The 25074-nt window shown below is 39.4% G+C and carries 25 protein-coding genes and 3 tRNA genes; 22 read left to right on the top strand and 6 right to left on the bottom strand.

All coding sequences use genetic code 11. The features are described 5' to 3' along the window. Positions 1–14 precede the first annotated feature (14 nt). Positions 15–88, top strand: a tRNA-Asn gene (locus AC4J95_RS03665). Positions 89–477: 389 nt separating this feature from the next. Then, on the top strand, positions 478–831 hold the full coding sequence (locus AC4J95_RS03660; RefSeq protein WP_494548637.1) for an iron-sulfur cluster biosynthesis family protein: 354 nt from the start codon (positions 478–480) through the stop codon (positions 829–831). Positions 832–854: 23 nt separating this feature from the next. Here the strand turns inward: AC4J95_RS03660 and AC4J95_RS03655 are convergent, their stop codons facing one another. Together AC4J95_RS03655 and AC4J95_RS03650 are read right to left on the bottom strand one after the other, a co-directional pair. Beyond that, on the bottom strand, positions 855–1475 hold the full coding sequence (locus AC4J95_RS03655) for a flavin reductase family protein (RefSeq protein WP_494548636.1): 621 nt from the start codon (positions 1473–1475) through the stop codon (positions 855–857). Between the two features lie 10 nt (positions 1476–1485). After that, positions 1486–2460 carry a ring-cleaving dioxygenase gene (locus tag AC4J95_RS03650; protein ID WP_494548635.1) on the bottom strand — a complete coding sequence of 325 codons (975 nt, stop codon included), beginning with the start codon at positions 2458–2460 and terminating at the stop codon, positions 1486–1488. Between the two features lie 123 nt (positions 2461–2583). On the opposite strand from AC4J95_RS03650, the gene AC4J95_RS03645 reads away from it, so the two are divergent. Continuing rightward, on the top strand, positions 2584–3225 hold the full coding sequence (locus AC4J95_RS03645) for an HAD hydrolase-like protein (RefSeq protein ID WP_494548634.1): 642 nt from the start codon (positions 2584–2586) through the stop codon (positions 3223–3225). 45 nt (positions 3226–3270) lie between these two features. Here AC4J95_RS03645 and apf read toward each other — a convergent pair whose 3' ends face one another. After that, entirely contained in the window at positions 3271–3882 is a 612-nt protein-coding gene (gene apf / locus AC4J95_RS03640) for an aggregation-promoting factor (protein ID WP_316404689.1), read from the bottom strand. 375 nt (positions 3883–4257) lie between these two features. Between apf and AC4J95_RS03635 the strand changes: the two genes are divergently transcribed. The 6 genes from AC4J95_RS03635 to lacC all read left to right on the top strand — a co-directional run bounded on the left by AC4J95_RS03635 (position 4258) and on the right by lacC (position 11116). Further along, complete coding sequence (locus AC4J95_RS03635; protein WP_494548633.1) at positions 4258–5244, top strand: LacI family DNA-binding transcriptional regulator; 987 nt, start codon at positions 4258–4260, stop codon at positions 5242–5244. 305 nt (positions 5245–5549) lie between these two features. After that, on the top strand, positions 5550–6929 hold the full coding sequence (locus AC4J95_RS03630; protein WP_494548632.1) for a L,D-transpeptidase family protein: 1380 nt from the start codon (positions 5550–5552) through the stop codon (positions 6927–6929). A gap of 287 nt (positions 6930–7216) precedes the next feature. Next, a complete protein-coding gene (locus AC4J95_RS03625) occupies positions 7217–7948 on the top strand; it encodes a GntR family transcriptional regulator (protein ID WP_316404683.1) in 732 nt (243 codons plus the stop codon). A gap of 13 nt (positions 7949–7961) precedes the next feature. Beyond that, positions 7962–9134 carry an SIS domain-containing protein gene (locus tag AC4J95_RS03620; RefSeq protein ID WP_494548631.1) on the top strand — a complete coding sequence of 391 codons (1173 nt, stop codon included), beginning with the start codon at positions 7962–7964 and terminating at the stop codon, positions 9132–9134. A gap of 21 nt (positions 9135–9155) precedes the next feature. Next, positions 9156–10163 carry a tagatose-bisphosphate aldolase gene (gene lacD / locus AC4J95_RS03615; RefSeq protein WP_494548630.1) on the top strand — a complete coding sequence of 336 codons (1008 nt, stop codon included), beginning with the start codon at positions 9156–9158 and terminating at the stop codon, positions 10161–10163. Between the two features lie 11 nt (positions 10164–10174). Beyond that, on the top strand, positions 10175–11116 hold the full coding sequence (lacC, locus tag AC4J95_RS03610; RefSeq protein WP_494548629.1) for a tagatose-6-phosphate kinase: 942 nt from the start codon (positions 10175–10177) through the stop codon (positions 11114–11116). Between the two features lie 13 nt (positions 11117–11129). On the opposite strand, the gene AC4J95_RS03605 is transcribed toward lacC, so the two are convergent. Continuing rightward, positions 11130–11840: a GntR family transcriptional regulator gene (locus tag AC4J95_RS03605; RefSeq protein ID WP_494548628.1), complete on the bottom strand. Its 711-nt coding sequence runs from the start codon at positions 11838–11840 to the stop codon at positions 11130–11132. A 297-nt stretch (positions 11841–12137) separates the two neighbouring features. Here AC4J95_RS03605 and AC4J95_RS03600 point away from each other — a divergent pair, with 297 nt between their 5' ends. The 7 genes from AC4J95_RS03600 to AC4J95_RS03570 all read left to right on the top strand — a co-directional run bounded on the left by AC4J95_RS03600 (position 12138) and on the right by AC4J95_RS03570 (position 18057). Continuing rightward, positions 12138–13916 (top strand): glycoside hydrolase family 35 protein, encoded by a 1779-nt coding sequence (locus AC4J95_RS03600; RefSeq protein WP_494548627.1) that lies wholly within the window; start codon positions 12138–12140, stop codon positions 13914–13916. 2 nt (positions 13917–13918) lie between these two features. Continuing rightward, on the top strand, positions 13919–14398 hold the full coding sequence (locus AC4J95_RS03595; protein ID WP_316404674.1) for a PTS sugar transporter subunit IIB: 480 nt from the start codon (positions 13919–13921) through the stop codon (positions 14396–14398). A gap of 12 nt (positions 14399–14410) precedes the next feature. Further along, complete coding sequence (locus tag AC4J95_RS03590; protein ID WP_216410372.1) at positions 14411–15307, top strand: PTS mannose/fructose/sorbose/N-acetylgalactosamine transporter subunit IIC; 897 nt, start codon at positions 14411–14413, stop codon at positions 15305–15307. Next, complete coding sequence (locus AC4J95_RS03585) at positions 15294–16103, top strand: PTS system mannose/fructose/sorbose family transporter subunit IID (RefSeq protein ID WP_316404671.1); 810 nt, start codon at positions 15294–15296, stop codon at positions 16101–16103. The genes AC4J95_RS03590 and AC4J95_RS03585 overlap by 14 nt, the downstream gene beginning before the upstream one ends. Positions 16104–16149: 46 nt before the next feature. Beyond that, a complete protein-coding gene (locus tag AC4J95_RS03580) occupies positions 16150–16554 on the top strand; it encodes a PTS sugar transporter subunit IIA (RefSeq protein ID WP_316404669.1) in 405 nt (134 codons plus the stop codon). 125 nt (positions 16555–16679) lie between these two features. Next, positions 16680–17273 carry a helix-turn-helix domain-containing protein gene (locus AC4J95_RS03575; protein WP_494548626.1) on the top strand — a complete coding sequence of 198 codons (594 nt, stop codon included), beginning with the start codon at positions 16680–16682 and terminating at the stop codon, positions 17271–17273. Positions 17274–17379: 106 nt separating this feature from the next. After that, on the top strand, positions 17380–18057 hold the full coding sequence (locus tag AC4J95_RS03570; protein ID WP_494548625.1) for a phosphatase PAP2 family protein: 678 nt from the start codon (positions 17380–17382) through the stop codon (positions 18055–18057). 2 nt (positions 18058–18059) lie between these two features. Here AC4J95_RS03570 and AC4J95_RS03565 read toward each other — a convergent pair. Together AC4J95_RS03565 and AC4J95_RS03560 are read right to left on the bottom strand one after the other, a co-directional pair. Then, a tRNA-Thr gene (locus AC4J95_RS03565) sits at positions 18060–18132 on the bottom strand. Between the two features lie 117 nt (positions 18133–18249). Continuing rightward, complete coding sequence (locus AC4J95_RS03560) at positions 18250–19401, bottom strand: serine hydrolase domain-containing protein (RefSeq protein ID WP_494548624.1); 1152 nt, start codon at positions 19399–19401, stop codon at positions 18250–18252. Positions 19402–19521: 120 nt separating this feature from the next. Here AC4J95_RS03560 and AC4J95_RS03555 point away from each other — a divergent pair. From AC4J95_RS03555 to AC4J95_RS03530, 6 genes are all read left to right on the top strand, one after another. After that, positions 19522–19595: transfer RNA gene (locus AC4J95_RS03555), tRNA-Asn, on the top strand. Positions 19596–20078: 483 nt separating this feature from the next. Further along, on the top strand, positions 20079–21050 hold the full coding sequence (locus AC4J95_RS03550) for an acyltransferase family protein (protein ID WP_494548623.1): 972 nt from the start codon (positions 20079–20081) through the stop codon (positions 21048–21050). A 56-nt stretch (positions 21051–21106) separates the two neighbouring features. Next, positions 21107–22435 carry a C1 family peptidase gene (locus AC4J95_RS03545; protein ID WP_494548622.1) on the top strand — a complete coding sequence of 443 codons (1329 nt, stop codon included), beginning with the start codon at positions 21107–21109 and terminating at the stop codon, positions 22433–22435. Between the two features lie 242 nt (positions 22436–22677). Next, positions 22678–23463 (top strand): tyrosine-protein phosphatase, encoded by a 786-nt coding sequence (locus tag AC4J95_RS03540; protein ID WP_494548621.1) that lies wholly within the window; start codon positions 22678–22680, stop codon positions 23461–23463. A gap of 12 nt (positions 23464–23475) precedes the next feature. Continuing rightward, positions 23476–24309 (top strand): fructosamine kinase family protein, encoded by an 834-nt coding sequence (locus AC4J95_RS03535; RefSeq protein WP_494548620.1) that lies wholly within the window; start codon positions 23476–23478, stop codon positions 24307–24309. Next, positions 24310–25047 carry an acyl-[acyl-carrier-protein] thioesterase gene (locus AC4J95_RS03530; RefSeq protein WP_494548619.1) on the top strand — a complete coding sequence of 246 codons (738 nt, stop codon included), beginning with the start codon at positions 24310–24312 and terminating at the stop codon, positions 25045–25047. The last annotated feature ends 27 nt before the right edge of the window (positions 25048–25074 follow it).

Raw genomic sequence — 25074 nt, 5'->3', positions numbered from 1 at the left:
GCGCTGATTATTCTTCCGGCATAGCTCAGTTGGTAGTAGCGCATGACTGTTAATCATGATGTCGTAGGTTCGAGTCCTACTGCCGGAGTTTTAAGACAATCCTTTGGGGTTGTCTTTTTTTTGTTCTTTAAGGGAGTATAAAATTTTACATGCAAAAAGTTTATGAGAGCAAGGGTATCCATGTCCGGCTTCACGAACTAGCTTTATCGGCAATAAGCAAAAATATTTCAAAATTTGAGAAGCACCAAGTAGGTACCAATCAACATCGATTCCTGCGATCATCGTGTTTCTTGGCAATTTAGAAATATATTGGTCTTATTGCTGTGAGACACAGCGATCGCTCTTTGGAGCTGATATGGGTCAGTACCTACTTGGTGCTCAATAGCTGAGCGAGTTTGGGAAGCCTTTCTTATTGTGAGCAAAGTATTTAGATGATTGATGAAATCGTGCTATGCTTACTTTGAGGTGATGAAAAGTATGTATATAACTATAGCAGATGAATTAGTAGAACGTCTAAAGCAGTATCAAGATAGTCGGATCGTTTTAGACTTGGATGATGGTGTTGGTCGTTATTCAAAATCAGGTAGTTGTGCATTGAACATCAGTTTTCGTTTATTGGTTTTAGATGAAAATCAAGATCATTCTGATTATACATTGGATGTTGAAAGTAACATCGGCAATATTTCAATCAAGGAACACTCAAAGTTGTATTTAGAAGATGAAATGACTTTGACTTTTGATCCACGGATGTCTTTGATTAAGTTAAAAGGTCCAAGCGGCATGATTGACGGGAATGTACAAATTATAGATTTGCGTGAAAATAAGGAGTGAGCTCTGCTGAGCCCACTCCTTATTTATTTTGGTCTTTCGAGTTCTAAAGTTTGTGCGATATGACTATAAGTATTGCCTGCTAGCCGAGCCAATGGATCAAAAGCTAGTGGTTCGATGTACTCATTTTCCTGATCAAATAGCGCATCTTGAAAATGATAATTCAAAACCTCTAAAATAAACAGATCGCTGATGATATTTTCCTCATGATCTTTAATAGGAATATATTGATGCAAGCGTATTTCAAATCGAATAGGTGCTTCTTGGATAGCTGGAACAGCTACTTCTTTACTATCGATTGTAACGAGATCAGTCTGCTTCAATTCACTTTGATCAGCAGACAAGGATGCTGCGGACTGATTCATTGCTGCTAGAACATCATTATTCACGAGATGGATTACTCCTTCATTTTGCTGGAGCAAATTACGAGCAGTATCTTTCATTTTTCCCTTGTTTCGGTTGATTGAAAGGCTGACTAACGGGATTTCTTTTGCTACGACATTGAAGTAACTGAAAGGCGCTGCGTTTACCACTTTTGTTTCTTGATTCATTGTTGTGATCCAAGCAATTGGACGTGGAATAACGCTGCCAGTTAAAAATTTGTAATTTTGTTTAGTTGTTAGTTCCTTAGCTGAATAAAAGATCATGACTTTCTCCTTATTGACGTTTTTTATTGGCGTCAGAGGTATCGAAAGGCCGAACGTATTCTTCGATTTCTTCACGTTTTGCTTGTAGATGAGGCGGTAAAGAAAGAATCTCGCCTGCGGTTTCATACGTTTCATCTTGTAGGAAACCTGGTCCGTCTGTTGCTAGTTCAAACAATACATTTGGAGCAGCTAAGAAATATTCTGATTGGAAGTAGAAACGATCAACAAAACCTGAATTAGGAAATTCTAAGGCATTGATTTTTTCGATCCAATCGCGCAGTGCTTCGTCGTCAGCAACACGCAATGCTAAGTGATGAACATTGCCATAACCTTCTTGAGCAGGAATCATATCTGGCTGATCATCAACAATAATCGTAGCGCCATTTCCACCTTCACCAACTTCAAATTGATGGAAGTTTCCTTCAGCTGCTGTTTCTTTAAAACCTAATAAATTCTCTAGAACTAATTTTAAATGTTCAAATTTAGCCACGGTAACAATCGTTGGTCCTAAGCCGAAGATTGCATGCTCAGCTGGAACATTTGAGTTTTTCCATGGTGTTCCGCCTGAGACTCCTTGATTTTTTTCATCTGAAACTAACTGGAACCATTGATCATCGTAATCATGGAACTCTAAGTATTTCTTGCCAAAACGTTCTTTAATTTCTCCATGAGCAACATCTAAATCGGAAAAGCATTGTGCCCAATAGTCCAATGAAGCATCGGTTGGAACGCGGAAGCCTGTTCGAGAAATGCTATTGGTTCCTTTGGTTCCTTTTGGAATTTGAGGGAAATCAAAAAATGTCATATCTGTTCCAGGAGCACCGACATCATCAGTAAAATATAAATGATAGGTTTCGATATCGTCTTGGTTGACGGTTTTTTTAATCATTCGTAAGCCTAAAATATCCGTAAAGAAGCGATAGTTTTTTTCGGCACTGGAAGTCATAGCTGTAACGTGGTGTAATCCGCGAATCTGTGTATCCATAATAAATTCCTCCTAAGTTCTTACTAAAAGTAAGTATATGTGTAATAACTTTTTTTAGCAAGAATATTGCCTTAGGTTGATATTTGTTTTAGGAATCAGTAGGATGTAGTCAGGAGGTAGACGATGAAAAAGATTGTGTTGTTTGATTTAGATGGAACATTGACGGATTCTAGTGAAGGAATCTTGAATAGTGTTCGTTATATGCTGGAAAAGAAAGGTTTGCCGATTCCTGATGGGGAGACGCTGAACAGCTTTATTGGACCGCCCTTAACAGACACGCTGCATGAGCTATACGGCTTAACTGAGGATGAAGGAAATGCTGCTGTGAAGGTTTATCGCGAATACTATGGGGAAGAAGGAATAAAACAGTTGTCTGTGTATTCTGGTATTGAGGAAGTACTAGCTAAGTTAGTGAATGAGTATTGTTTGGCGGTGGCTACGTCTAAGCCTGAGTTCTATGCTAAGCAGATTATAGAGAATATTGGGTTATCAAAATACTTTTCAGGAATTTTTGGTGCGGATCTAAGTGGAAAACGTTCAAAGAAGACAGATGTGATCGCCTATGCTTTAGACCAATTGGAAGGAACTTCTGCAGTAATGGTCGGCGATCGTAAATTCGATATCTTAGGTGCTAAAGCAAACTTTTTAAGGAGCATCGGAGTTTTGTATGGCTTCGGAGATCAGCAAGAAATGATTGAAGCAGAGGCAGATATAATTATTGCTGCAGTCGATGAGCTGCCGGACGCAGTAAAACAAAGCTTTTAACTAAAAAAATCCCTCAAATGAGGGATTTTTAGTCTGTATCTCGACTTAGTACCAGCCGTTTGCTTGCCAGAATGCTTGGGCGCCTTCCCATGAACCATAGCGAGAAGTCACGTATTGGTCAGCAACACGTTCTTGGTTAGCTGCTGAGTAGTCACCGTTTAAGTATGAAGCAGATAATTGGTAACGTCCGATATATTGACCGTTAGTTGCAGTGTAAGAACCGCTTGATTCGCGTTGTGCGATCCATTCTTTTGCTGCGTTTGTGCTAGCAGGTGTTGAAGCTTCAGCAGCAGGAGCAGCGGCTTGCTGTGCGGGTGCTGTTTGTTGTACAGGCGCAGCTTCTTGAACCGGTGCTTGCGTTGCTTGTACAGGAGCAGCTTGCTCTTGAACAGTTGCTACTGTTGTATTGCCTTTTGCATCTGTGTCGATCGTCAAGTTTTGACCTTCCATGATCATGTCAATGTTAGAGATATTGTTTTCTTTAGCGATTGAATCAATTAAGCTGTTGTCACCAGCGAATTTGATTGAGATTTTTGATAACGTATCACCAGATTGAACGGTGTAGTTTTCAGCTGCTTGAGCATCGCTTGTTCCTAGTGCAAATGCTGCACCGGCTGTTAGTAACGTTGTAAGTACAAGAGTCTTTCCAAATTTCATTATGTAATTTCCTCCAAAAAAGTTTTTTAATTTAAATCAGTCATTTCGACTACGAGTGATACTTTACCATCGTTTCACATTGCGTGGGTTATAAAGCAGTAACAATACGTTACAGTGTAATGTATTAATATGACAATAAATAAGCGAACGTGTGTTTTTGAAATACTTAATCTCTTTTAAGAATAATTAAAACCAGCGTGCCGATAAGGTTTTTAGCCGTTTTTTTTCGTGCCCTATTTTGAAAGCGCTGATCAAAGTTGCAATGTTGAAATTTTGTTGTAATTAATCTGAAAATTAAACGAGGAATAAACAAGGAAAAGTACTGAAATTTCCTTAAGAAAAGGTAAACGAAGCCAATTTTGAATGAGGTGAAAAATGAAAGTTACGATCAAAGAGATTGCGCGTCTAGCCGGGGTGTCGGTTACGACCGTTTCCCAGATTCTTAATCAGAAGGGTGGGCGCTTTAGCGAAGCAACCAAACAAAGAGTTTTAAAAGTGATTGAAGAACAAAAATACTCGCCAAACTATTTTGCTTCTAATATTATTGCAAAAAAATCTAAAACGATCGGTGTAATCGTTCCTGATTTTTCAGAGCAGTTTGCATCTGCGATCGTACGAGAGATCAGAGATCAATTGGAAAAACAGGGATATTATCTGATCATCTGCGAATCAGGTCATGATTTTAACAAGGAACAAGAACTGTTGGATCAGCTGGTGAGGATCGCAGTTGAGGGGATTTTTCTGTTCACACCGAATGACTACAATAGAAAGAACATTATTGAATTCGGTCGCTTTCATGATGTTCCTGTGGTTTTTGCCGACCGTGGTCTGAACGAGGGATACTACGGAACAGTTATAATTGATGAATACTCGGGTGTTTATCGAGCAATTGAATGGTTGATCTCAAAAGGGCACAAAAAAATCGGAATAATTATGGATAATTCCGAACACTATCATTTGGCGGAACGTTTTGATGCTTACCAAGATGCATTGAGTAAAAACCACCTATCAATAGAAGAAAGCTCTATTAAGCAGAAACCGTTGACGATTGCGGGAGGGTATCAAGGAGCCCTTGAATTATTAGACGAGACTGATGTCACTGCAATTTTTTGCTGTGACGATATGTTAGCTATCGGCTGTTATCAGGCAGTCTATGATAGTGGGAAAAAACTGGATCAAGAGATTTCAATTGTGGGTTTTGATGGAGGAGAAGTCACCCAGATTGTTCGTCCGCAGATAAAAAGTGTCCGTCAACCTTATAAGGAGCTTGGCGAAGCCTATGCTGAAAAAATACTAATGGCGATTGATCAGCCTGAGCGCAGGATGGATGATCGACTCTTTCATGTGGTCTTCGAAACCTAGTTATAATACAAAAACAGGACCTGATGCATATATTCAGTTTCTTTTTGTGGCTCTGTATATTATTTTGAAGATAATTGAATGTAGATTTTATATTAAAAATACTAAATAAAGATATATATTGCGAGAAAAACCGTGTGTTCACAGAAAAATCATAAATTTACGGACATTGATGGTTATTTTTTTGATAGAATATGATAGTAGTAAAAGTTATAATTTTTTTGGCAGTAAGGGTAACTGTCATGAAAGAACGAAAAGTTTATCAAGAAAAGTGAGGAGACGTTTTGAAAAGGTTTGGGGAGGATTTTGTGCAGAAGAAGACGAAAAAAATAATTATTTTTGGTTTGGTGGTTTTACTTTTATTTGTCAGTTTCTATTCGTTTAAGAGTATTCACTATGCAGAACGATTGTTGCCGAAAACGAAAATCAACAGTATCAATGTGGGCGGATTGACACTTGAGCAAGCGAATGAAAAGTTGAATACTGAACTATCAGAAGCACCGTTCATCATTCAGTTAGATAATTCATTGTGGAAGAAAATTAAACGGAGTGAATATGGCTGGTCTAACAACCATCTGAATGATCTTAATAAGATCAAACAGCAGCAGCAGCCCTTTGCATGGGGAATTAATAGCTTATTAGGCAGTCAGCATCAGTTGTCTAAGGAATACGATCAATCGAAAGTCAATCAATTAGTCGAGAATTTACGGACAGTCCTCCTTCAGAAAAATGCGAGCCGAGTTCCAACCAAAAATGCGACCGTGGAATGGCAAAAGGATAATTTTGTGATTGTGCCTGAAAAACAAGGAACGACATTTGATATTGAGGCAGCCACCAGCGCCCTAATCCAATATTTGGAGAATGGCGAAGATTCTTTGGATGCAGAGACCTATTACGCGCAGCCGATTCTAACTAAAGAAGACAGTGTTCTAAAAAAACAAAAAGCAAGAATGAATCAACTAGCCAATTTGAAAGCATCGTATACAATCGGCGGCAAACAAGTCTCGATTTCAACTGAAGAACTCAGCAGCTGGTTAACTACGAATGAAAAAGCTGAAGTGTTGCTGAATCAAGAGAAAGTGACTGCATTTGTTACGAAGCTGAATAATGATTACAATACTGTGGAGAACCCAACACAATTCAACAGTACTCGTCGTGGAACGGTTACTGTTCCGGCAGGAATCTATAGCTGGTCGATCGACATTCCAGCTGAAGTAAAAGCCCTGAGCGATAAAATTCTAGCGGGTGAGGATTTTAATCGTGTGCCGCTGATTGTAAGTGATGTGCCGAATGTACAGACCAGCTTAGGGAAAACCTATGTCGAAGTGGATCTGCAAAATCAGTATATGTGGTATTACAAAGAAGGAGAACTCCAATTTGAAACAGATATTGTCAGCGGAAAACCGTCTACACCTACGCCGCCAGGACTAAACTACGTTACCAGTAAATCAACCAATCAAGTATTACGCGGGTTGAATGAAGATGGCTCTAAATATGCTAGTCCCGTTCGCTATTGGATGCCGATTGATCAAACGGGTGTGGGGATTCATGATTCCGATTGGCAATACGCTTATGGTGGAGATTTATGGTTATATCGCGGCTCACATGGCTGTATCAATACGCCGCCTGCTAAAATGGATGAACTTTATCCCATACTTGAAGTAGGGACGCCTGTTTTAGTGTTTTAGTAATAAAATAGATATGAAGTAAGTGCTGACTAGCTAGTTAGCACTTTTTTTGTTTTTTGAGAAGGCCAATCATTTTAACTGGTATTAGATTTTTACGCCATTTGCGATAAATTTAGACTGAATTTTTAAGCTCTTGAAGAATGAAATAAAATAATTAAAGCTTTATTCACTGATAATTCAACGTTTCAGAAGGATGTATATCTTTTCTAAAGATTTATTATTGACAAAACTAAAAAAACCACCTTACCATTGGGTTGTGGTTATAACCAGTTAATAAGGAGAATCCCATGGAAAATTCTTTTAAAAACAAAGCTTTGTATCACCAACTTGTTGATCTGTTGAAGAATCGGATGGAGACAAGCATGATTCCTCATGATAAACTGCCGTCCGAACGAGAATTGACAGCCCAATATGGAGTTAGTCGAACGACGGTTCGCTTAGCCCTGCAGGAATTGGAAAACAGTGGCTATATTTATCGGCGTCACGGAAAGGGCACCTTTGTTTCTGATATCAAAAAGGAGGCAGCTGACCTGGCTGGTGCCTATAGTTTTACTGAGCAAATGAAAAGTTTAGGAAGAAATCCGGAGACTAGAATCTTATCTTTTGAAAAAATCGAAGCAGATAAATTTATTGCTCAACGCCTAAATCTATCGCTAGGAGAAGCAGTTTTTAAACTGAGTCGCCTGCGTATTGCTGACCGTGCACCGTTGATGATCGAGGATACGTATCTACCAGTCAAGTTTTTCTTGTCGTTGGATGATCAACTTTTACGAAGGAAGCCGCTTTATGATCTTTTCTCGGAGGACTTTGATCAAACAGTACGTCTTGCAGATGAAGAATTGTATGCCAGCATTGCCTCAAAGGATGACGCGAAGCAGTTGATGATCCCAGAAGGAGCACCTGTTCTTCACTTGGTTCGTCAAACCTATAACATGAAAAATGAAATTATTGAATTTACTTTGAGTGTGGCACGCGCAGATCAATTTCATTATCAGATTCGGCATATTCGAAATAGTTAGGAGAGATAGAGAAATGTTTACAGTAGAAAAAGAAAATTTGGAAGAAATGGGTGCAGAGATCACGACTCGTGAGATCCGCCAACAGCCAGAGCTTTGGGAGGAAACAATTGAGCTTTATCAAACAGTACAAACGGAATTAGAAAGTTTTCTAGCAGAAGTTAAAAATCAAGCTCAAGGTCAGCGGACACGGGTGATCTTCACTGGTGCTGGAACTTCGCAGTATGTTGGCGATACAGTGGTTCCTTATCTTCGTAAACAGGGAAATCTCCAAGAATTCAGCTTTGAAAGTATCGGGACAACCGATATTGTAGCTGAACCGCTAGAATACCTAATCAAAGAGGAACCGACCTTGCTTGTTTCTTTTGCGAGAAGCGGAAACAGTCCCGAAAGCTTGGCTGCTGTTGAAATCGCGAATCAAGTCGTTGATACGATCCATCATCTATCGATTACCTGTGCCGAAGATGGGAAACTGGCTCAGATTAGTAAGCAAAAAACAAACAGCTTTACATTCTTGATGCCAGCTCGTTCAAATGATGATGGCTTTGCGATGACTGGCAGCTTCTCTTGCATGACATTAGGTGCATTATTAACCTTTGACCAAACAGCAGTAGAAGATAAAGCAAAATATATCGAGAGTTTAAGCATATTAGGTAAAGAAGTCTTGGCTCGTGAAGCGGAAATTCAAAAAATCGTTGATCTGGATTTTGATCGAATTGTCTATGTAGGCTCTGGCAGTCTAGCTGGATTAACTCGCGAAGCACAATTAAAAATCTTGGAATTGACCGCTGGAAAAGTCGCCACCGTCTTCGATTCGTCGATGGGCTTCCGTCATGGACCAAAATCATTTATCAATGAAAAGACAATCATGTTTGGTTTCATTAACAATGATTCTTATACACGTGACTATGACTTGGACATCTTGGAAGAAGTTCATGGTGATGAGATCGCTGCCGGCGTATTTGCGATTACGCAACCAGGTGATCGGAATTTCTCTGGCGATAAATTCGAGTTTGCCACAGAAGCGCAATTGCTGCCGGATGGTTATCTAGCGTTGGCTTATATCATGGTTGCTCAAACAGTCGCATTATTGACTTCAATCAAAGTGGGCAATACACCAGATACACCATCACCAACAGGCACAGTCAATCGTGTCGTTAAAGGCGTAACGATTCACGAATATAAGTAACGATCACTGGGAGGAAGAACCATGCTTACATTAACAACAGGTAAAAAAGCGGCGATGGATCGCTTATCTACGAAAGACGGAATTATCAGTGCTTTAGCAATCGACCAACGAGGCGCACTAAAGAAAATGATTAAGGCGCTAGATGTGGAACCGACAGATGAACACATTGAAGGGTTTAAGGAGCTGGTTTCTAGTGAATTAACACCTTATGCATCATCAATCCTATTGGATCCAGAGTACGGATTGCCAGCTGCAAAAGCACGTGATGAAGAAGCCGGCTTGCTTTTGGCTTATGAAAAGACAGGATATGATGCGACAACTCCAGGACGTTTGCCTGATTTACTAGCAGATTGGTCTGTTTTACGGTTGAAAGAACAAGGCGCCGATGCCATTAAGTTCTTACTTTATTATGATGTGGATGAAGACCCAATAATCAATCATCAAAAGCATGTTTTCATTGAACGCTTAGGCAGCGAATGTGCTGAAGAAGATCTACCGTTCTATTTAGAATTGGTTTCTTATGATGCGCAAAACGCGGATGCTGGTTCTATTGAATACGCGAAAGTGAAACCGCATAAAGTGAACGATATGATGAAAGAATTTTCGAAGCCGCAATACAAAGTTGATGTTCTAAAAGTCGAAGTGCCGGTCAATATGAACTATGTTGAAGGATTCGGTTCTGGCGAAATCGCTTATACCAAAGATGAAGCGGCGAATTATTTCTTGGAACAAAGCCAAGCGACAGAATTGCCATTCATTTTCTTGAGTGCAGGCGTTTCAACGGAGTTATTCCAACAAACCTTAGTCTTCGCTAAAGAGGCAGGCTCAACCTTTAATGGTGTCCTGTGTGGACGTGCAACCTGGAAAAATGGCGTAAAACCTTTCATTGAAGCAGGAGAAGCAGCTGCACGTGAATGGCTGCAAAGCACGGGTCGTGAAAATATCGAAAGCTTGAACAAGGTTTTGGCACAAACAGCAAGTTCTTGGCATGACAAGGTCCAAGTTGCCGAAGAAGCAGCAATGAAATAGGGGGCATAATCGTGATAGTAACTGTAACGATGAATCCCTCAATCGACATTTCCTATCCTCTGGAAACGTTGAAGATTGACACCGTTAATCGAACGAATCAGGTAAGTAAAACCGCTGGCGGCAAAGGATTAAATGTCACCCGAGTGATTCATGATTTAGGTGGCGATGTCTTAGCTACGGGTGTCCTTGGCGGCTTTCACGGAGCGTTTATCGCAGAAGAGTTAAAAAAAGTAGGAATCAAGCAGGACTTTACACCGATCAAAGAAGAAAGCCGTGACTCGATCGCTATTCTGCACGAAGGTAACCAAACAGAGATTTTGGAAGCGGGACCAACGGTAACAACTGAAGAACAAACCGCATTTTTTGAGAAATTCAAAGAATTGCTACAAAAAGCAACTATCGTGACTATTTCGGGCAGTTTAGCTAAAGGATTCCCGCAGAACTTTTATCAAAAATTAGTCCAGGCAGCCGCAGAGGAAGAGGTCAAGGTTCTGGCGGACACGTCTGGGGAAAGTTTAAGACAAATTCTAAAAGGCGAGCAAAAACCGTATTTGATCAAACCAAATCTGGAAGAGCTGGAGGGCTTACTGGGGCAAAAATTTTCTCTAGAAAAGCTTGAAGAAATTCAGGCAGCATTGGCACAGCCGTTGTTTGAAGGAATCGAATGGATCGTTGTTTCACTAGGCAAAGCGGGAGCAATCGCAAAACATCAGGATGCCTTTTACCGAGTAACGATTCCATCGATCCAAGTCGTGAATCCTGTTGGCTCCGGTGATTCGACAATAGCCGGCTTTGCTTATGGGTTATCTCAGAGGATGAACACTAAGGAACTATTGAAAATTTGTATGGCCGCTGGAATGGCTAATGCTCAAGAAAAGAAAACCGGTCATGTTGATCCGATCAATGTTCAGCAGCATTTTGAGAATATTGAAGTAAAAAAGATCGAGCAATAGCTCGATCTAAAGGTCAAGGATTTTTAGACACAAGTTCGATTTTATAGAAATCCCATTTTTTGTAAGATTCGACGTATTCCAACACTTGCTGAGTGTCCTTGCGTTTAGTCACCCGAATTTGTAAAACTGACGGTTCATTAGTAGAAATCTGCAGCTTTTCAGCTTCAAGAGCAGGAGTTGGATACTTGATTTCATTTGTTTCAGTAAAATCCTCTTCATTCATATGGATATTGTAATCCAGTTTGAAGCGTTGGTAGATCGAATTGTAATAGCTTAGTTCGGAATAATTCGAGTTTACGTACTGTTCAGGCAGATAGGTTCGCTGATAAATGTAAGGAATATCCTCAGTTGTACGTAATCGTTCAATGCAATAATAATAAGCATTATTAGGTAACTCTAATTTACCTAAAAATTCTGAGTCATTGCCACGGGTGATTGATAATACTTGTACATGATCATCATTGATAGGAAATAGTTCAATATCGGAAAACTCCACTACTTTTCCTTTCCGGGCCCTTGAAACAAAAGAACCGCGCCCCTGATGGCGAACAATGAAACCGTCCTTGACTAAATCATTTAATGCTCGAATGACAGTGATGGAGCTGACTTTAAACATTTCTGCTAACTCAGCTTCCGTATAAAACTTGTCACCATTTTCGAATTTACCGGAAATGATCTGCTGCTTCAACTCGTCTTTTATAATTTGGTATTTTGGGATTGCCATAGTATTCCTCCGAAAAATGAATAGGGAATAAAATTTTCATTAGAAATTTTTCGATTTCCCTTTATGGCTTGATTTTAACACATTAAGAAGGTTTGGTAAGCGTTTGACTTTCTATTTAAAATAATTTAATATATTAATATATTAAAAACGCTTTCAAATGAGTTTGTTTTCTTTTATAAGGGGGCTAGTTGGCAGCTGAGAGTTGCAGAAGTTTAAGAACAAAGTACGGCATGAGCGTAGGACTAATTTTTCTGGAGGAAAAATTAGCTCATCTAAACACGAATTAGGGGTGACCACTTGAATACTTTTGAAATTAAAGAAGATTTTCTTCTGAATGGGGAACCATTTAAGATATTATCCGGAGCGATTCATTATTTCCGTGTGGATCCTTCAGATTGGTATCATTCACTTTATAATCTGAAGGCTTTAGGATTTAATACCGTTGAGACGTATGTCCCGTGGAACTTACACGAGCCCAAAAAGAATAAATTTCAGTTTGATGGCATTTTAGATTTGGAACGATTTTTATCAATTGCGCAAGATTTAGAGTTATATGCAATCGTTCGACCGTCTCCTTATATTTGTGCAGAGTGGGAGTTTGGTGGTTTTCCAGCGTGGCTATTAAATGAACAAATTCGTATCAGAACGAATGAAACCGCTTATTTGAAACATGTCGCTGAGTATTACGATGTATTGATGAAAAAAATCGTACCTCACCAGCTTTCCAATGGCGGAAATATCCTGATGATCCAAATTGAAAATGAATATGGGTCTTACGAAGAAGAGAAAGATTATCTACGTTCAGTCCGTGACTTGATGATTGAGAGAGGAATCACGGCGCCATTCTTTACTTCAGATGGTCCTTGGCGCGCAACACTGAGAGCTGGCAGCATGATCGAAGAAGATATTTTAGTCACTGGAAATTTTGGTTCTAAAGCAAAGGAAAATTTTGCATCCATGCAAAGTTACTTCGCTGAGTACGACAAGAAATGGCCGTTGATGTGTATGGAATTTTGGGATGGCTGGTTCAACCGCTGGAAGGAACCAATCATTAAGCGTGATGCGCAAGAACTAGCGGAGGCAGTCAGAGAAGTCTTAATTCAGGGCAGTATCAACTTATACATGTTTCACGGGGGAACGAATTTTGGTTTTATGAATGGCTGTTCTGCTCGCGGAGTGATCGATCTGCCGCAGATCACCTCTTATGATTATGGCGCGCCATTAGACGAACAAGGGAATCCAACTGAGAAGTATTATGCGTTACAAAAGATGGTTCACGAAACCTTTCCTGAGCTTCAGCAAATGGAGCCACTGATTAAGCAAACGATCGAAAAGAAAAGCATTCCCTTAACCGACAAAGTAAGTCTTTTCGCAACGTTAGATACTATCAGTAAACCGATTCAGTCGCAGTATCCTCAGACGATGGAGGAATTAGGACAAAATACTGGTTATTTGCTTTATCGCACAATGATTGAAAAGGACGCAGACGAAGAACGATTCAGAATAATTGACGGTCGTGACCGCAGCCAGTTCTTTTTAAATGGAGAGCTGAAAGCGACACAATACCAGACGGAAATCGGAGAAGACATCAGAGTTCCGCTGAAACAGACGAACAATCAAATCGATATTTTGATTGAAAACATGGGTAGAGTCAATTACGGACACAAATTGTTCGCTGATACGCAGAAAAAAGGTATCCGCACTGGAGTGATGGCAGACCTGCATTTTATTACCAATTGGGAACAATACAATTTACCGCTGGACTCCTATGAAAAGGTAGATTATTCAAAAGAATGGCAACCAAATCAGCCAAGTTTTTATCGCTATGAATTCATATTGGATGAAATTGAGGATACTTTCATTGATTTGGCAAAATTTGGTAAAGGAGTCGTCTTCATTAACCAAACAAATATCGGGCGTTTCTGGGAAGTAGGCCCGACGCTTTCACTGTATATTCCAAAAGGATTATTACAAGAGGGCTCAAATGAAATCGTTATCTTTGAGACCGAAGGCACGTATCAACCTGAGATAAGTTTAATAAAAGAACCACTATATAAAGAAATGGAAGAGGGATAAACATGAGCATTATCGGAGTAAGAATTGATGGACGTTTGATTCACGGACAGGTAGCAAATTTATGGACAACGAAATTGAACATTTCACGCATTATGGTGGTTGACGATGATGTCGCACAAAACGACATTGAAAAAAGTGGACTGAAACTAGCGACACCTGCTGGAGTGAAACTGAGTGTTTTGCCAATAGAAAAAGCTGCAAACAATATTTTAGCTGGCAAGTATGATTCGCAACGTTTACTAATCATTGCCCGCAAACCTGACCGTCTATTGAAACTAGTTGAATTAGGTGTGCCAATTGAAGAAATCAATGTTGGAAATATGTCGCAAACAGATGAGACACGTTCAATAACCAAATCAATTAATGTCGTTGATCAAGACGTGGAAGTATTTAATCAATTAAACGCCAAAGGAGTACGTTTGATCGCACAAATGGTTCCAAGTGATAAAGCAGAAGACTTTATGAGTTTATTAGCGAAATAGGAGGATAAATAAATGGATATCTTATGGTGGCAGATCTTATTATTAACATTATATGCAGGGTATCAAATTTTAGATGAGTTACAAATTTATTCATCACTTAGTGCACCAGTGTTTGCCGGATTGTTTGCCGGTCTAGTGATGGGGGATTTAAAAGCCGGACTTATTATTGGTGGTAGCATGCAATTGACCGTACTTGGTGTTGGTACTTTTGGTGGGGCGTCAAAAATTGATGCCAACTCAGGAACAATCTTAGCAACAGCTTTTTCTGTGGCTTTAGGAATGAATCCAGAGCAAGCAATCGCGGCAATTGCAGTTCCAGTTGCCAGCTTGATGATCCAATTAGATATTTTGGCTCGTTTTGCCAATACGTATTTTGCGCATCGAATTGATAAATTAGTCGAAGACATGAATTATAAAGGGATCGAACGAAACTTCTTAATGGGTGCCATTCCTTGGTCATTTTCTCGTATGATTCCCGTTTTTCTAGCGCTAGCATTTGGCGGCGGCTTGGTAGAAAAAGTTGTTGCTGTATTGAATGGTGATTTGAAGTGGTTAGGTGATGGATTATCTGTAGCCGGAGCAGTTTTACCAGCAGTTGGGTTTGCCATTCTATTACGCTACTTGCCTGTGAAAAAACACTTTCCTTACTTGATTCTTGGCTTCACGTTGACTGCGTTACTGGGAACAGTCTTTACTAATATGCAAGTTTTAGGAACGGGTGTTGCGGGAGTTGTGAAGAACTTTGAAGGAATCTTCAATTCACTTCCAATGCTAGCAATCGCATTAGTTGGCTTTGCTTTAGCAGCAATTAGCTACAAAAATGGGCAGATGATACCAAATTCTCCAGCCCCTAAAGATGTTGCTTCGAATGATTCAGATGAAGGAGAGATTGAAGATGACGAAATCTAATTATAAGTTAACGAAGGAAGACTTTAAGCAGATCAATCGCAGAAGCTTGTTCACTTTCCAATTAGGCTGGAACTATGAACGGATGCAAGGATCTGGCTACCTTTATACAATCTTGCCACAATTACGCAAGATATATGGTGACGATACTCCTGAACTAAAAGAAGTGATGAAAACCCATACACAGTTCTTTAACACCTCGAACTTCTTCAATACAATCGTCACCGGGATTGATTTGGCGATCGAGGAAAAGGAAGGTATTGGTGGTAAAGATACTGTCTCTGGTCTAAAAGCGGGGTTGATGGGACCTTTTGCGGCGATTGGTGATTCGATCTTTGCAGCACTAATTCCGACGATTTTTGGAGCCTTAGCAGCCAATATGGCAATCAATGGGAACCCAACCGGGATTTTCATTTGGATCATCGCACAAATCGCGGTGATGATCTTCCGTTGGAAACAGTTGGAGTTTGCTTATCGTGAAGGGATCTCTCTAGTTACCACGATGCAACATCGTTTAACTGCCTTGACTGATGCTGCAACCCTGTTAGGGGTCTTCATGGTGGGAGCATTGGTTGCTACTATGATCAATGTGAAATTATCTTGGGCACCAAGTATTGGTGATGTGACGCTGAATATGCAAAACAACCTTGATATGATTTTACCGCGTTTGTTGCCAGCGGGTATTGTAGCTGCAATTTATTGGATGCTTGGTAAAAAGAACATGACTTCTACTAAAGCGATCTTTATTGTATTAGTAGTCTGTGTTGCACTGTCAGCTTTAGGTGTGATTTCTAAATAGAATGCAGGGTAAAATATAGATATTCGAATGAATGAGGAGCGAATCAATGAGTAAACAATTAGTTTTAGTGAGTCATGGACTCTTCTGTGAGGAATTAAAAAAGAGCACCGAAATGATCATGGGGCCGCAGGAAAGTATTCATACAGTCAGTTTGCTTCCTTCAGAATCAGCGGAGGATTTTCGAGTAAAATTTGAAGCAGTTATCGCTGAGCTGGATGATTATATTGTACTTGCAGATCTGATGGGCGGCACTCCATGTAATGTAGTGTCTCGTATGATCCTAGAAGGTCAGGCAATTGATTTATACGCAGGAATGAATATGCCGATGGTGATTGATTTCATCAATAGCGAATTGATCGGTTCAGAGCTTGCATTAGTCGAAGCTGCCACAAGCAATATTTGTCATGTGAATGAGCGAATCAGCAACGACGACGATGACGAGGATGAATAAATTCGAACGAAACTATCGTTAAACGAGTAAGCCAGGGAAATTATTCTCTGGCTTTTTCTGTCTGCAAAAGTTTCTTTCTATTATGGTATGATTTATATAAATTTCGTTTATTTAGGAGAATCAATGTGGATTTTAACGAGAAATTGAAGCAATTACGCCAAAATAAAAAATGGACTCAAGAAGAATTAGCTGGAAAACTATTCATCTCAAGAACCGCAATCTCGAAATGGGAGTCAGGACGAGGATTTCCTAGTATTGAATCGTTGAAAGCAATCTCTCAGGTTTTTGAGATTTCGATTGATGAGCTGCTTTCAAATAGCGAATTAATCACCATTGCAGAGAAAGATAAAGCGCAGCAGCGAAAAAAACTTCAACAGCTGCTATTGGGAATTTTAGATTGTATGGTGGGTTTATTGCTTTTTTTACCTATTTTTGGGAAAGCACAAGGAGAACGAATTGCATTTGTTAACATGTGGCAACTCTCTCCTGAAACGATGATTCTAAGAAATATTATTTTTCTATTCGTTATTTTAAGCATATTGTATGGGATATATGAATTGATTATCTTTAGAAGAGAACAACGAATCATAGTAATAATTTCACTAGTTTCAACCTTATTCGGCATCCTTCTTTTTATTATGACAAGGCATCCTTATCCGGCTGCTTATCTATTAATGATCTTGGCAATCAAGGGTGTATTCCTATTAAATAGCCATTGACACGCATCGTCACCTCTCTGTGACGATGCGCTTCTTTTTGTCTGTAAGGGTCTCTGATACTTTGAGTTTGGATAGATTCCAAATAGATGAGTTAGGAGAGAGGATTATGAAAGAGAAGACGAGACAATTAAAAACACCGATAGGATTATTTTTACTGTTTATTTTATACACGATTTGTTTGACCCTGATCGATGTACAGAAAGTTGGGCCACGAAATTCGGAGATAGGATTCGCGACAATGAATCAATATCTGTTAAAAAAAATCGGTGTTAGTTCATTTTGGTATCAAATGACAGAAGTATTGGGGGTTTTTCCATTACTGATGATGGGATATTTTGCTTTACGCGGTTTTTTACAGCTGTGTGTGCGAAAGAAACTTTCGCTGATTGATCGAGAAATTCTCGATTTAGGTTTCCTTTATGCTGGGGTTGCTGTGTTTTATATTCTTTTTGAAAAAGTCGTCATTAACTATCGGCCAATTTTAGTGGAGGGGCAATTAGAGGCCTCTTATCCATCCAGCCATACCTTTCTTGCGATTACGGTTTTACTGTCAGCATTTTATGTTCTGAAAAAGGATGAGGGGAGATTCAAACAAATAATCGCCTATGCCAGCCTGATAGGGATGTTTGCAATTATTATAGGAAGAATTTTGTCTGGGGCACATTGGGTAACCGATGTTTTTGGTGGTATTCTATTGGGGCTGTCACTTGTCAGCTTCTATTTGGTAGCTAGAAAAAATCTTATTAAACGCAAAAAAAGAACGTTGATTTCTCAACGTTCCTAGGAAGCCACCTGTCGGGCTTGAACCGACGACCTCTTCCTTACCATGGAAACGCTCTACCAGCTGAGCTAAGGCGGCATAGTTATTTAACACAAGATATAGAATAGCGAAGTAAGGACTATTTGTCAACTGCTTTGGCAGAAAAAAATCAGGTATTCAATCGTCTGAAAGCTTTATTTATAACAGAGTCGTTGCTTATGAACCAGCGACGACTTTGTTGTATAAATTGGAAGCAAGATCATTGTATCCTTTTGCTTGATTCCATACGTTTGATAGCAAGATAATCCCGCTTTGACCATCTTTAGAAAAATCAGCAACTGTTTCAAAGCGTGCTTTAACACCTCGTGCATGGTAGCTAAGTGACATGTTATAAATTCCGCTAGCGTATTTTTCACCCGGATAAGTATGCCACAATTCCGTTCGCTCTTGATCAGTCAAAAATTGATTATTAAAGAGATTCTGAAAATAGTGATATAAATCTTCAGCTGACATAAAAACATTTCCTGTCCCAAACTCATCGGCATAAGAAGATACGGTTGTTGGTGCGTAGATCGGTCCATTAGCACTCTGTGAGTAGGAGAGGGCTTGCTCTTTATTAGTTTCTGAATAAAAACTGGTCTCATTTAACTTCATTGGTTTTTTTAGCAGTTTTTCAAAGAGTAAGTTATAGTCATTTTGATATACTTTTTCTAAAATTCCTGCCAGTAAAACATAATTAACTGGTTGATAAGAATAACCAGCGTTTGGTACCACGATTGTTTGGCGAATCGTCTCAGACAGAATCTCTTTTGTGTTGGTCGTATTTAAAGCAGCCACTTTTTTTTCGTTGACACGTAGGCCAGAGCTCATATTCAGCATGTCTTTAATAGAAATATTGTTACTGTTAGGAATCTGTGGGAAAAAGGAGCTGAGTTTTTCGTCTAAGGCTAGTTTGCCAGCTTTGACAGCCTGCATAATCAAATAAGCCGTTTGACCTTTTTGGACTGAGCCGATACAGTATTGAGTATTGATCGTATTATGAATTCTTTTTGCCTGATCCTTCCAGCCATATGCCTTATTTAAAATGATTTGGCCGTTTTTAAAAACCAGAGCTGTTCCGCTGAAATTTTTTTCGACTAAAGCTTGTTCAATGCTGGCTGATAAACTATTTTTTGGTTCAGTAGGCTGAGAATTTACAATTGTTTTTTGCGCCAAGTTTTCTGTTTGCGCTGCCTTTTCAGACGCAAGATGTTCTTTTCGGACGTAATCAACGTAGACTCCGCTTAGTATTAGGATAAGTATCAGCAGGAGTGATATAGTGAATTTTAGTTTGATTTTTTTTCTTCTTTTCCGATGGCGTCTTGGCATAAAGATTCTCCTAGCTTGTACTAAAGTACTTTCACTTTTAAAGCTCAAAAAAATGCTCATAAATATGCAAAATTAGGATTGCATCATGAAATAAAAATTGATATTATAGTAAAGTATTCTTCCGGCATAGCTCAGTTGGTAGTAGCGCATGACTGTTAATCATGATGTCGTAGGTTCGAGTCCTACTGCCGGAGTTCTCAGAGACGATCAATCGATCGTCTCTATTTTTTTACACCTAAAAAGTGAATTTTTTATGAATAAAAAGCTTAATTATGAGGTAAATATTGAGGAAAGCGTGACCTTTTTTTAAAACTAGTTCAATCCCTTTGAACCCTTCAAAAATCCTCGTTATACTGACTAGTGAGGATGCTCGTTCAACTGTGCCAGTTCTTCTTTACGCTTTGTCAGTTCTACTTCCTGCTTTAGCAGGTTAGTAGAATGATATGTCTTCGAAAGTCCAGATAAATTCTTTTAAGAATTTATCTACATAATTTTAGAGAAGACTAGCGTATTTAGAAGAATAGTAAGCGTACGAGAATCTTACGAATTAAAAATTCGTACTTATTTACGAGTTAGCTCGTAAAATAGCAGGGAAACGCATTAGTTGAATGATATACGGCATTCGAATCAATGAATTTTTCTATGGAAATTCATTCTTTATTACGAGGAGGAGAACGATGGGAAAACGCGATGCCTATTTTGACAACGCAAAACTTTTCTTGATGATACTAGTTGTGTTTGGTCATTTTCTGCAGCCCTTTGCGAATGATCATCCCTTATATAACGATTTGTATTACTTCATATTTACTTTTCATATGCCGGCATTTATCTTGATCTCGGGCTATTTTGCCAAAAGTGGACCAAAACCTATCATGAGCCTGGTAAAAAAGCTGCTGCTTCCGTACATATTTTTCCAACTACTTTATTCCGGCTATTACACGCTGATTGGTCTGCAGGATTCTTTTAGTTTCGATCTAGGAATTCCGCAATGGTCGCTATGGTTCTTATTAAGTCTGTTCTGTTGGAATGTCCTATTACACTTGATCAATAAGTATTCTGTAAAAAAGGTCCTGATCGGCAGTGTGATCGTGGCATTGTTAGTCGGTTATTTTCCGGTCTTTGATCGCTACTTGGCGATCCAACGGACGCTAACGTTTTTCCCATACTTTATGGTAGGATATGCAGTTCCGAAAAGCTGGATTGAAAAGTTAAAAAGTTATCCTAAAAAATGGGTCGCGTTGTTCCTATTTGGCGGACTGTTCTTATTTATCCAAGGAAATGATTTCATTAACAAGTATTGGGTATTTGGCTCCAAGCCCTACGAAGATTACTTGAATCATCCGTTGCTTGGAGGGCCACAGCGTTTGATCTTTATGGCAGCAGGTCTGATTGGGATCGTTGCGTTCTTACTATTGGTTCCAAAAGAACGTCACTTTTTCTCTAGTTGGGGGAAGAATACGTTGACCGTTTATCTACTTCACGGTTTTCTAGTGAAGGGACTTCGAGCCTTAGATCTAGATTTTGAAATCAGTTCGTTAGAAGTCCTTTTATTATTTATTGGCAGTATGCTGCTGACTGTACTATTATCAAGCAAACGTGTCGGACAGTGGATAAAAAAAGGGAAACAAGTTTTACAGCTGAGTTTGTAAACTAATTGTCTCTTTGCCCTATTAAGCGTAAAATGAAGGGCAAGGAGGCTAAATTTATGTCAAAAATTACTAATGAACGAACTCAAGCTTTTCACGAAGCTTTTGAAAAAAATTCTAAACAAGTCGCACTGCAACGAGGCGTAGTGAAAAACGGTATTCGGGCCTCTGCAGAGAATGTGCAGACACATGTTGAAAATACGCCAGTTTTTTCTATCGATCTTGCAACAGGGAAAGTAGCGAATCAAAAACAATCGGGGCGTTGCTGGATGTTTGCAGCACTTAACACCTTCCGTCATAAAATGTTGACATCATTCCAATTGAAGGACTTTGAACTTTCTCAAAACTATACGTTCTTTTGGGATAAATACGAAAAGGCAAATTACTTCTATGAAAATATTTTAAATACGGCAGAGCAGCCAACGACAAGTCGCGAAGTGGCCTTTTTACTGCAAGTACCACAACAAGATGGCGGCCAATGGGATATGATTGTTTCACTTTTTCAAAAATATGGTGTCGTTCCTAAAAGTGTAATGCCAGAAAGCAGCAATAGTTCAAATTCACGTGATTTAAACAATTACTTAAATAAACTATTACGGAAACACGCTGTCTTATTGCGCCAGATGGTGGCGGAAGAAGCGACCGAAGAAGAAATTCAAGCAAATCGCGAAGCTATGCTACAAGAGGTTTACAATCTTTTAGCAATCTCATTGGGAACACCTCCAACTGAATTTGATTTCGAATATCGCGATGAAGAAAAGAATTATCATTTGGATCGAAACTTAACACCACAAAGCTTTTATGAAAAATACGTCGGTGTTGACTTAGATGAATATGTTAGTATCATAAATGCGCCAACTGAAGACAAGCCCTTCATGAAGTCTTATACGGTCGACATGTTAGGCAATGTCGTCGGTGGTAAACAAGTTAAATATTTGAATCTTGAAATGGATGAATTCAAAGAATTAGCTGTAAAGCAGCTGGAACAAGGTGAATCCGTCTGGTTCGGCTGCGATGTTGGTCAATCCTCGACTCGAGATAGTGGGATCATGGCTTTAGATGCGTATGATGTGGAAGATCTGTTTGATGTTGATTTGACGATGACTAAGGCGGAACGGTTAGACTATGGAGAAAGTTTGATGACCCACGCGATGGTTTTGACTGGTGTTGATCTGATTGATGGTCAAGCGAAAAAATGGAAAGTCGAAAACAGCTGGGGCGAAAAGGTTGGCGAGAAAGGCTTCTTTGTTATGAGTGATGAATGGATGGACGAGTATACTTATCAAATCGTCGTTCGTAAAGAATTTTTATCAGAAGAACAATTAGCCGCTTTTGAAGCAGAACCAACTGTTTTAGCTCCGTGGGACCCTATGGGGGCATTAGCATAATACTGACAGAAAATCTGAGAGAGTGTTCTTCTCTCAGATTTCTTTTTATTTTGCTTAGTAAGTTGAGGAAGACAAAAACCTTTCCTTCAATGGTTTGTTTTGAGTAACAAAAGCGTTTTCTTTTTGGTTGTGCTATACTTTTAGCAAAAAGGATGTCAGTTTAAACTTTTTTATAATTCGTTGATTAAGAAAATCACTATTCGAGCTTGGGTACTCAAAAAATGAAAAAGGAGGTTGGTTGGATGTCTAAACATTTAGCTGTTCGGCATGCAGAAAATATGCGGGAATTGGGTGGTTACAAAACGAAGGATGGCCGGAAGATCGCTCATCGTAAATTGATTCGTTCGGCAGGAATCAATCATATCGATACGCAAGATAAAAAATATTTAAGCGAATATGGAATCAAAAAGGTCGTTGATTTTCGTTCAATCGAGGAACGAGATTCTCAACCGGATCAAGAAATTCCAGAAGCAGAAAATATTTTCTTGCCAATTTTTCCAGTCGAGGAAACAAAAACTGCTTCAGCTTCACCTAAAAAGATGATGCGCCGGATGCAGAACGGGGAAGATGCATACAAGCAAATGGTCGAGGTCTATAAACACTTTGTGATTGACGATCATGTGCGCGGACAATACCGTAAATTTTTTGATTTGGTGCTTGATAATTCAGGCGAGAAGGAAAGTTTACTCTTCCATTGTACAGCTGGGAAAGATCGGACAGGTTTTGGAGCGATGCTTTTATTAAGCAGCTTAGATGTGAATCAAACAACGATCACGAAAGACTATTTGGCGACAAATCGTTATTTAAAGAAGGCTGTCGAGGAAATGTATCAAAAAGCTGTAAATGCCGGTGTTCCAGCAGAATCCTTGACTGGAATCGAAGACATGATGTCAGCTAAAAAAGCTTATTTACAAACCAGCTTCAAGCTAATCAAGGAACATTACGGCACGATGATGAACTTTATTCATGAAGGAATCGGCGTGACCAAACAAGAAATTGAAGATCTGAAAAAAATATATTTGTTGTAAGGAGCTGACGAGATGGATGGATTGCTAAAGCATTTACAGTTACAATCGAAGGCAGTACCGATCGGCGGCGGAGATGTTAACCAGGCGTATCGGGTGACAGATGGAAAACAGGATTACTTCTTGAAATATCATCCCCAGATGTCCGCAGATTTTTTTCAAGCAGAGGTTGATGGTTTGGCAGAATTAAGTGCGACGGTGCGAGTACCCAAAGTTTATCAACATGGGAGCTTTGAGGACGAGGCATTTCTGCTGCTGGAATGGATCGAGCCTGGAGAGGGAGATCAAAAAGATTTGGCACACGAACTGAGTAAGCTTCATCAGATCAAAGCAAATCAATTTGGTTATAAGAGAAACAATTTCATGGGTCTGCTTCCTCAGATCAATAAGCGTTCGAATGATTGGTGGAATTTTTATTTTACCAATCGTTTAGAGGTTCAGATTAAAATCGCGAACGGTCGAAATCATTGGACCACACGTCGAGAAAAAAATTATCTGTTATTTAAAGAGTGGGTTTATAAAAAATGGGGTACAATGTCATTTGAACCAACCTTGTTACACGGTGATTTTTGGAGTGGGAATACTTTTTTTGATACACATGGGCAACCTGTGTTTATCGATCCAGCAGTCTCTTATGGACATCGAGAAATGGATCTTGCTATGTCGCAGCTTTTTGGCGGTTTTCGTCAGGAGTTTATCGACAGCTATCAAGAAATATCACCGATGCGAACAGGTTGGCAAGATCGACTAACGATCTATCAACTCTATTATCTACTAGTTCACCTGAATATGTTCGGTGAGAGCTATGGAGATGCGGTAGATCGTGTCTTAGCTTTAGGAGGAAAGTAATTGGGAAAAAGATACACCTTGCATCATGAGGTCGCATATTACGAGTGCGATATCAATCAAAATATGACATTTCCTGCGTTGTTGAGTGTTGCTATTAAAGCCTCATCGGATCAAAGTGATGAGTTGGAACGAGGAAATGAATATATTAATAGTTTAGGAATTACTTGGGTGATTACACAAACGGAAGTAACGATCAATCGATTACCACAGGTTGGCGAAAAGATTACGATCGTGACTGAACCAACAGAATTCAATCGTTATTTCTGTTACCGCAGCTTTTGGGTCTACGATTCCAACGAGTCTGAATTATTGAAGATCGATATGTCCTTTGTTTTAATGGACATTGAAAATCGGAAAATGAGCAGTGTTGATGCGGAACTGATGGCACCTTATGAATCACCGCAGGTCAAAAAAATTCGCCGCTGGCCGAAAATTGAAAAAGTCGAAGGGGAACAGCATCAATTGTATCACGTACGCTATTACGATCTCGACAGTAATCATCACGTCAACAACGCGATGTATTTCAACTGGCTGATTGATGTGCTTGGGTATGAGTTTATGACACGGCATGAACCTACTTATGTGAATGTGAAGTTTGATAAAGAGGTATTATATGGCAATGATATCGAGAGCTTCTATGAAGTTGTCGAGGACGACGAAGTCAAGAGCCGACACGAGATCCGTCTTGGGGATCAGCTTGCGTGCGAAGCCAATATTTTATGGCAAAAAAGAAGTTGAATCGAGATTTTTTCGATCCAACTTCTT

The sequence above is a fragment of the Enterococcus sp. GPZ-007 genome, from assembly GCF_059374735.1.
This window is presented reverse-complemented; position numbering and strand designations above follow the sequence as displayed.

Excerpts from the sequence above, each read along its gene's own strand:
- AC4J95_RS03650 (WP_494548635.1), bottom strand. The coding sequence starts at position 2,460 with ATGGATACACAGATTCGCGGATTACACCACGTTACAGCTATGACTTCC.
- AC4J95_RS03625 (WP_316404683.1), top strand. The coding sequence starts at position 7,217 with ATGGAAAATTCTTTTAAAAACAAAGCTTTGTATCACCAACTTGTTGAT.
- AC4J95_RS03655 (WP_494548636.1), bottom strand. The coding sequence starts at position 1,475 with ATGATCTTTTATTCAGCTAAGGAACTAACAACTAAACAAAATTACAAA.
- AC4J95_RS03560 (WP_494548624.1), bottom strand. The coding sequence starts at position 19,401 with ATGCCAAGACGCCATCGGAAAAGAAGAAAAAAAATCAAACTAAAATTC.
- AC4J95_RS03605 (WP_494548628.1), bottom strand. The coding sequence starts at position 11,840 with ATGGCAATCCCAAAATACCAAATTATAAAAGACGAGTTGAAGCAGCAG.
- AC4J95_RS03595 (WP_316404674.1), top strand. The coding sequence starts at position 13,919 with ATGAGCATTATCGGAGTAAGAATTGATGGACGTTTGATTCACGGACAG.
- AC4J95_RS03590 (WP_216410372.1), top strand. The coding sequence starts at position 14,411 with ATGGATATCTTATGGTGGCAGATCTTATTATTAACATTATATGCAGGG.
- AC4J95_RS03660 (WP_494548637.1), top strand. The coding sequence starts at position 478 with ATGTATATAACTATAGCAGATGAATTAGTAGAACGTCTAAAGCAGTAT.
- AC4J95_RS03580 (WP_316404669.1), top strand. The coding sequence starts at position 16,150 with ATGAGTAAACAATTAGTTTTAGTGAGTCATGGACTCTTCTGTGAGGAA.
- AC4J95_RS03585 (WP_316404671.1), top strand. The coding sequence starts at position 15,294 with ATGACGAAATCTAATTATAAGTTAACGAAGGAAGACTTTAAGCAGATC.
- AC4J95_RS03540 (WP_494548621.1), top strand. The coding sequence starts at position 22,678 with ATGTCTAAACATTTAGCTGTTCGGCATGCAGAAAATATGCGGGAATTG.
- AC4J95_RS03635 (WP_494548633.1), top strand. The coding sequence starts at position 4,258 with ATGAAAGTTACGATCAAAGAGATTGCGCGTCTAGCCGGGGTGTCGGTT.
- AC4J95_RS03620 (WP_494548631.1), top strand. The coding sequence starts at position 7,962 with ATGTTTACAGTAGAAAAAGAAAATTTGGAAGAAATGGGTGCAGAGATC.
- AC4J95_RS03545 (WP_494548622.1), top strand. The coding sequence starts at position 21,107 with ATGTCAAAAATTACTAATGAACGAACTCAAGCTTTTCACGAAGCTTTT.
- lacD (WP_494548630.1), top strand. The coding sequence starts at position 9,156 with ATGCTTACATTAACAACAGGTAAAAAAGCGGCGATGGATCGCTTATCT.
- AC4J95_RS03645 (WP_494548634.1), top strand. The coding sequence starts at position 2,584 with ATGAAAAAGATTGTGTTGTTTGATTTAGATGGAACATTGACGGATTCT.
- apf (WP_316404689.1), bottom strand. The coding sequence starts at position 3,882 with ATGAAATTTGGAAAGACTCTTGTACTTACAACGTTACTAACAGCCGGT.
- AC4J95_RS03550 (WP_494548623.1), top strand. The coding sequence starts at position 20,079 with ATGGGAAAACGCGATGCCTATTTTGACAACGCAAAACTTTTCTTGATG.
- AC4J95_RS03570 (WP_494548625.1), top strand. The coding sequence starts at position 17,380 with ATGAAAGAGAAGACGAGACAATTAAAAACACCGATAGGATTATTTTTA.
- AC4J95_RS03535 (WP_494548620.1), top strand. The coding sequence starts at position 23,476 with ATGGATGGATTGCTAAAGCATTTACAGTTACAATCGAAGGCAGTACCG.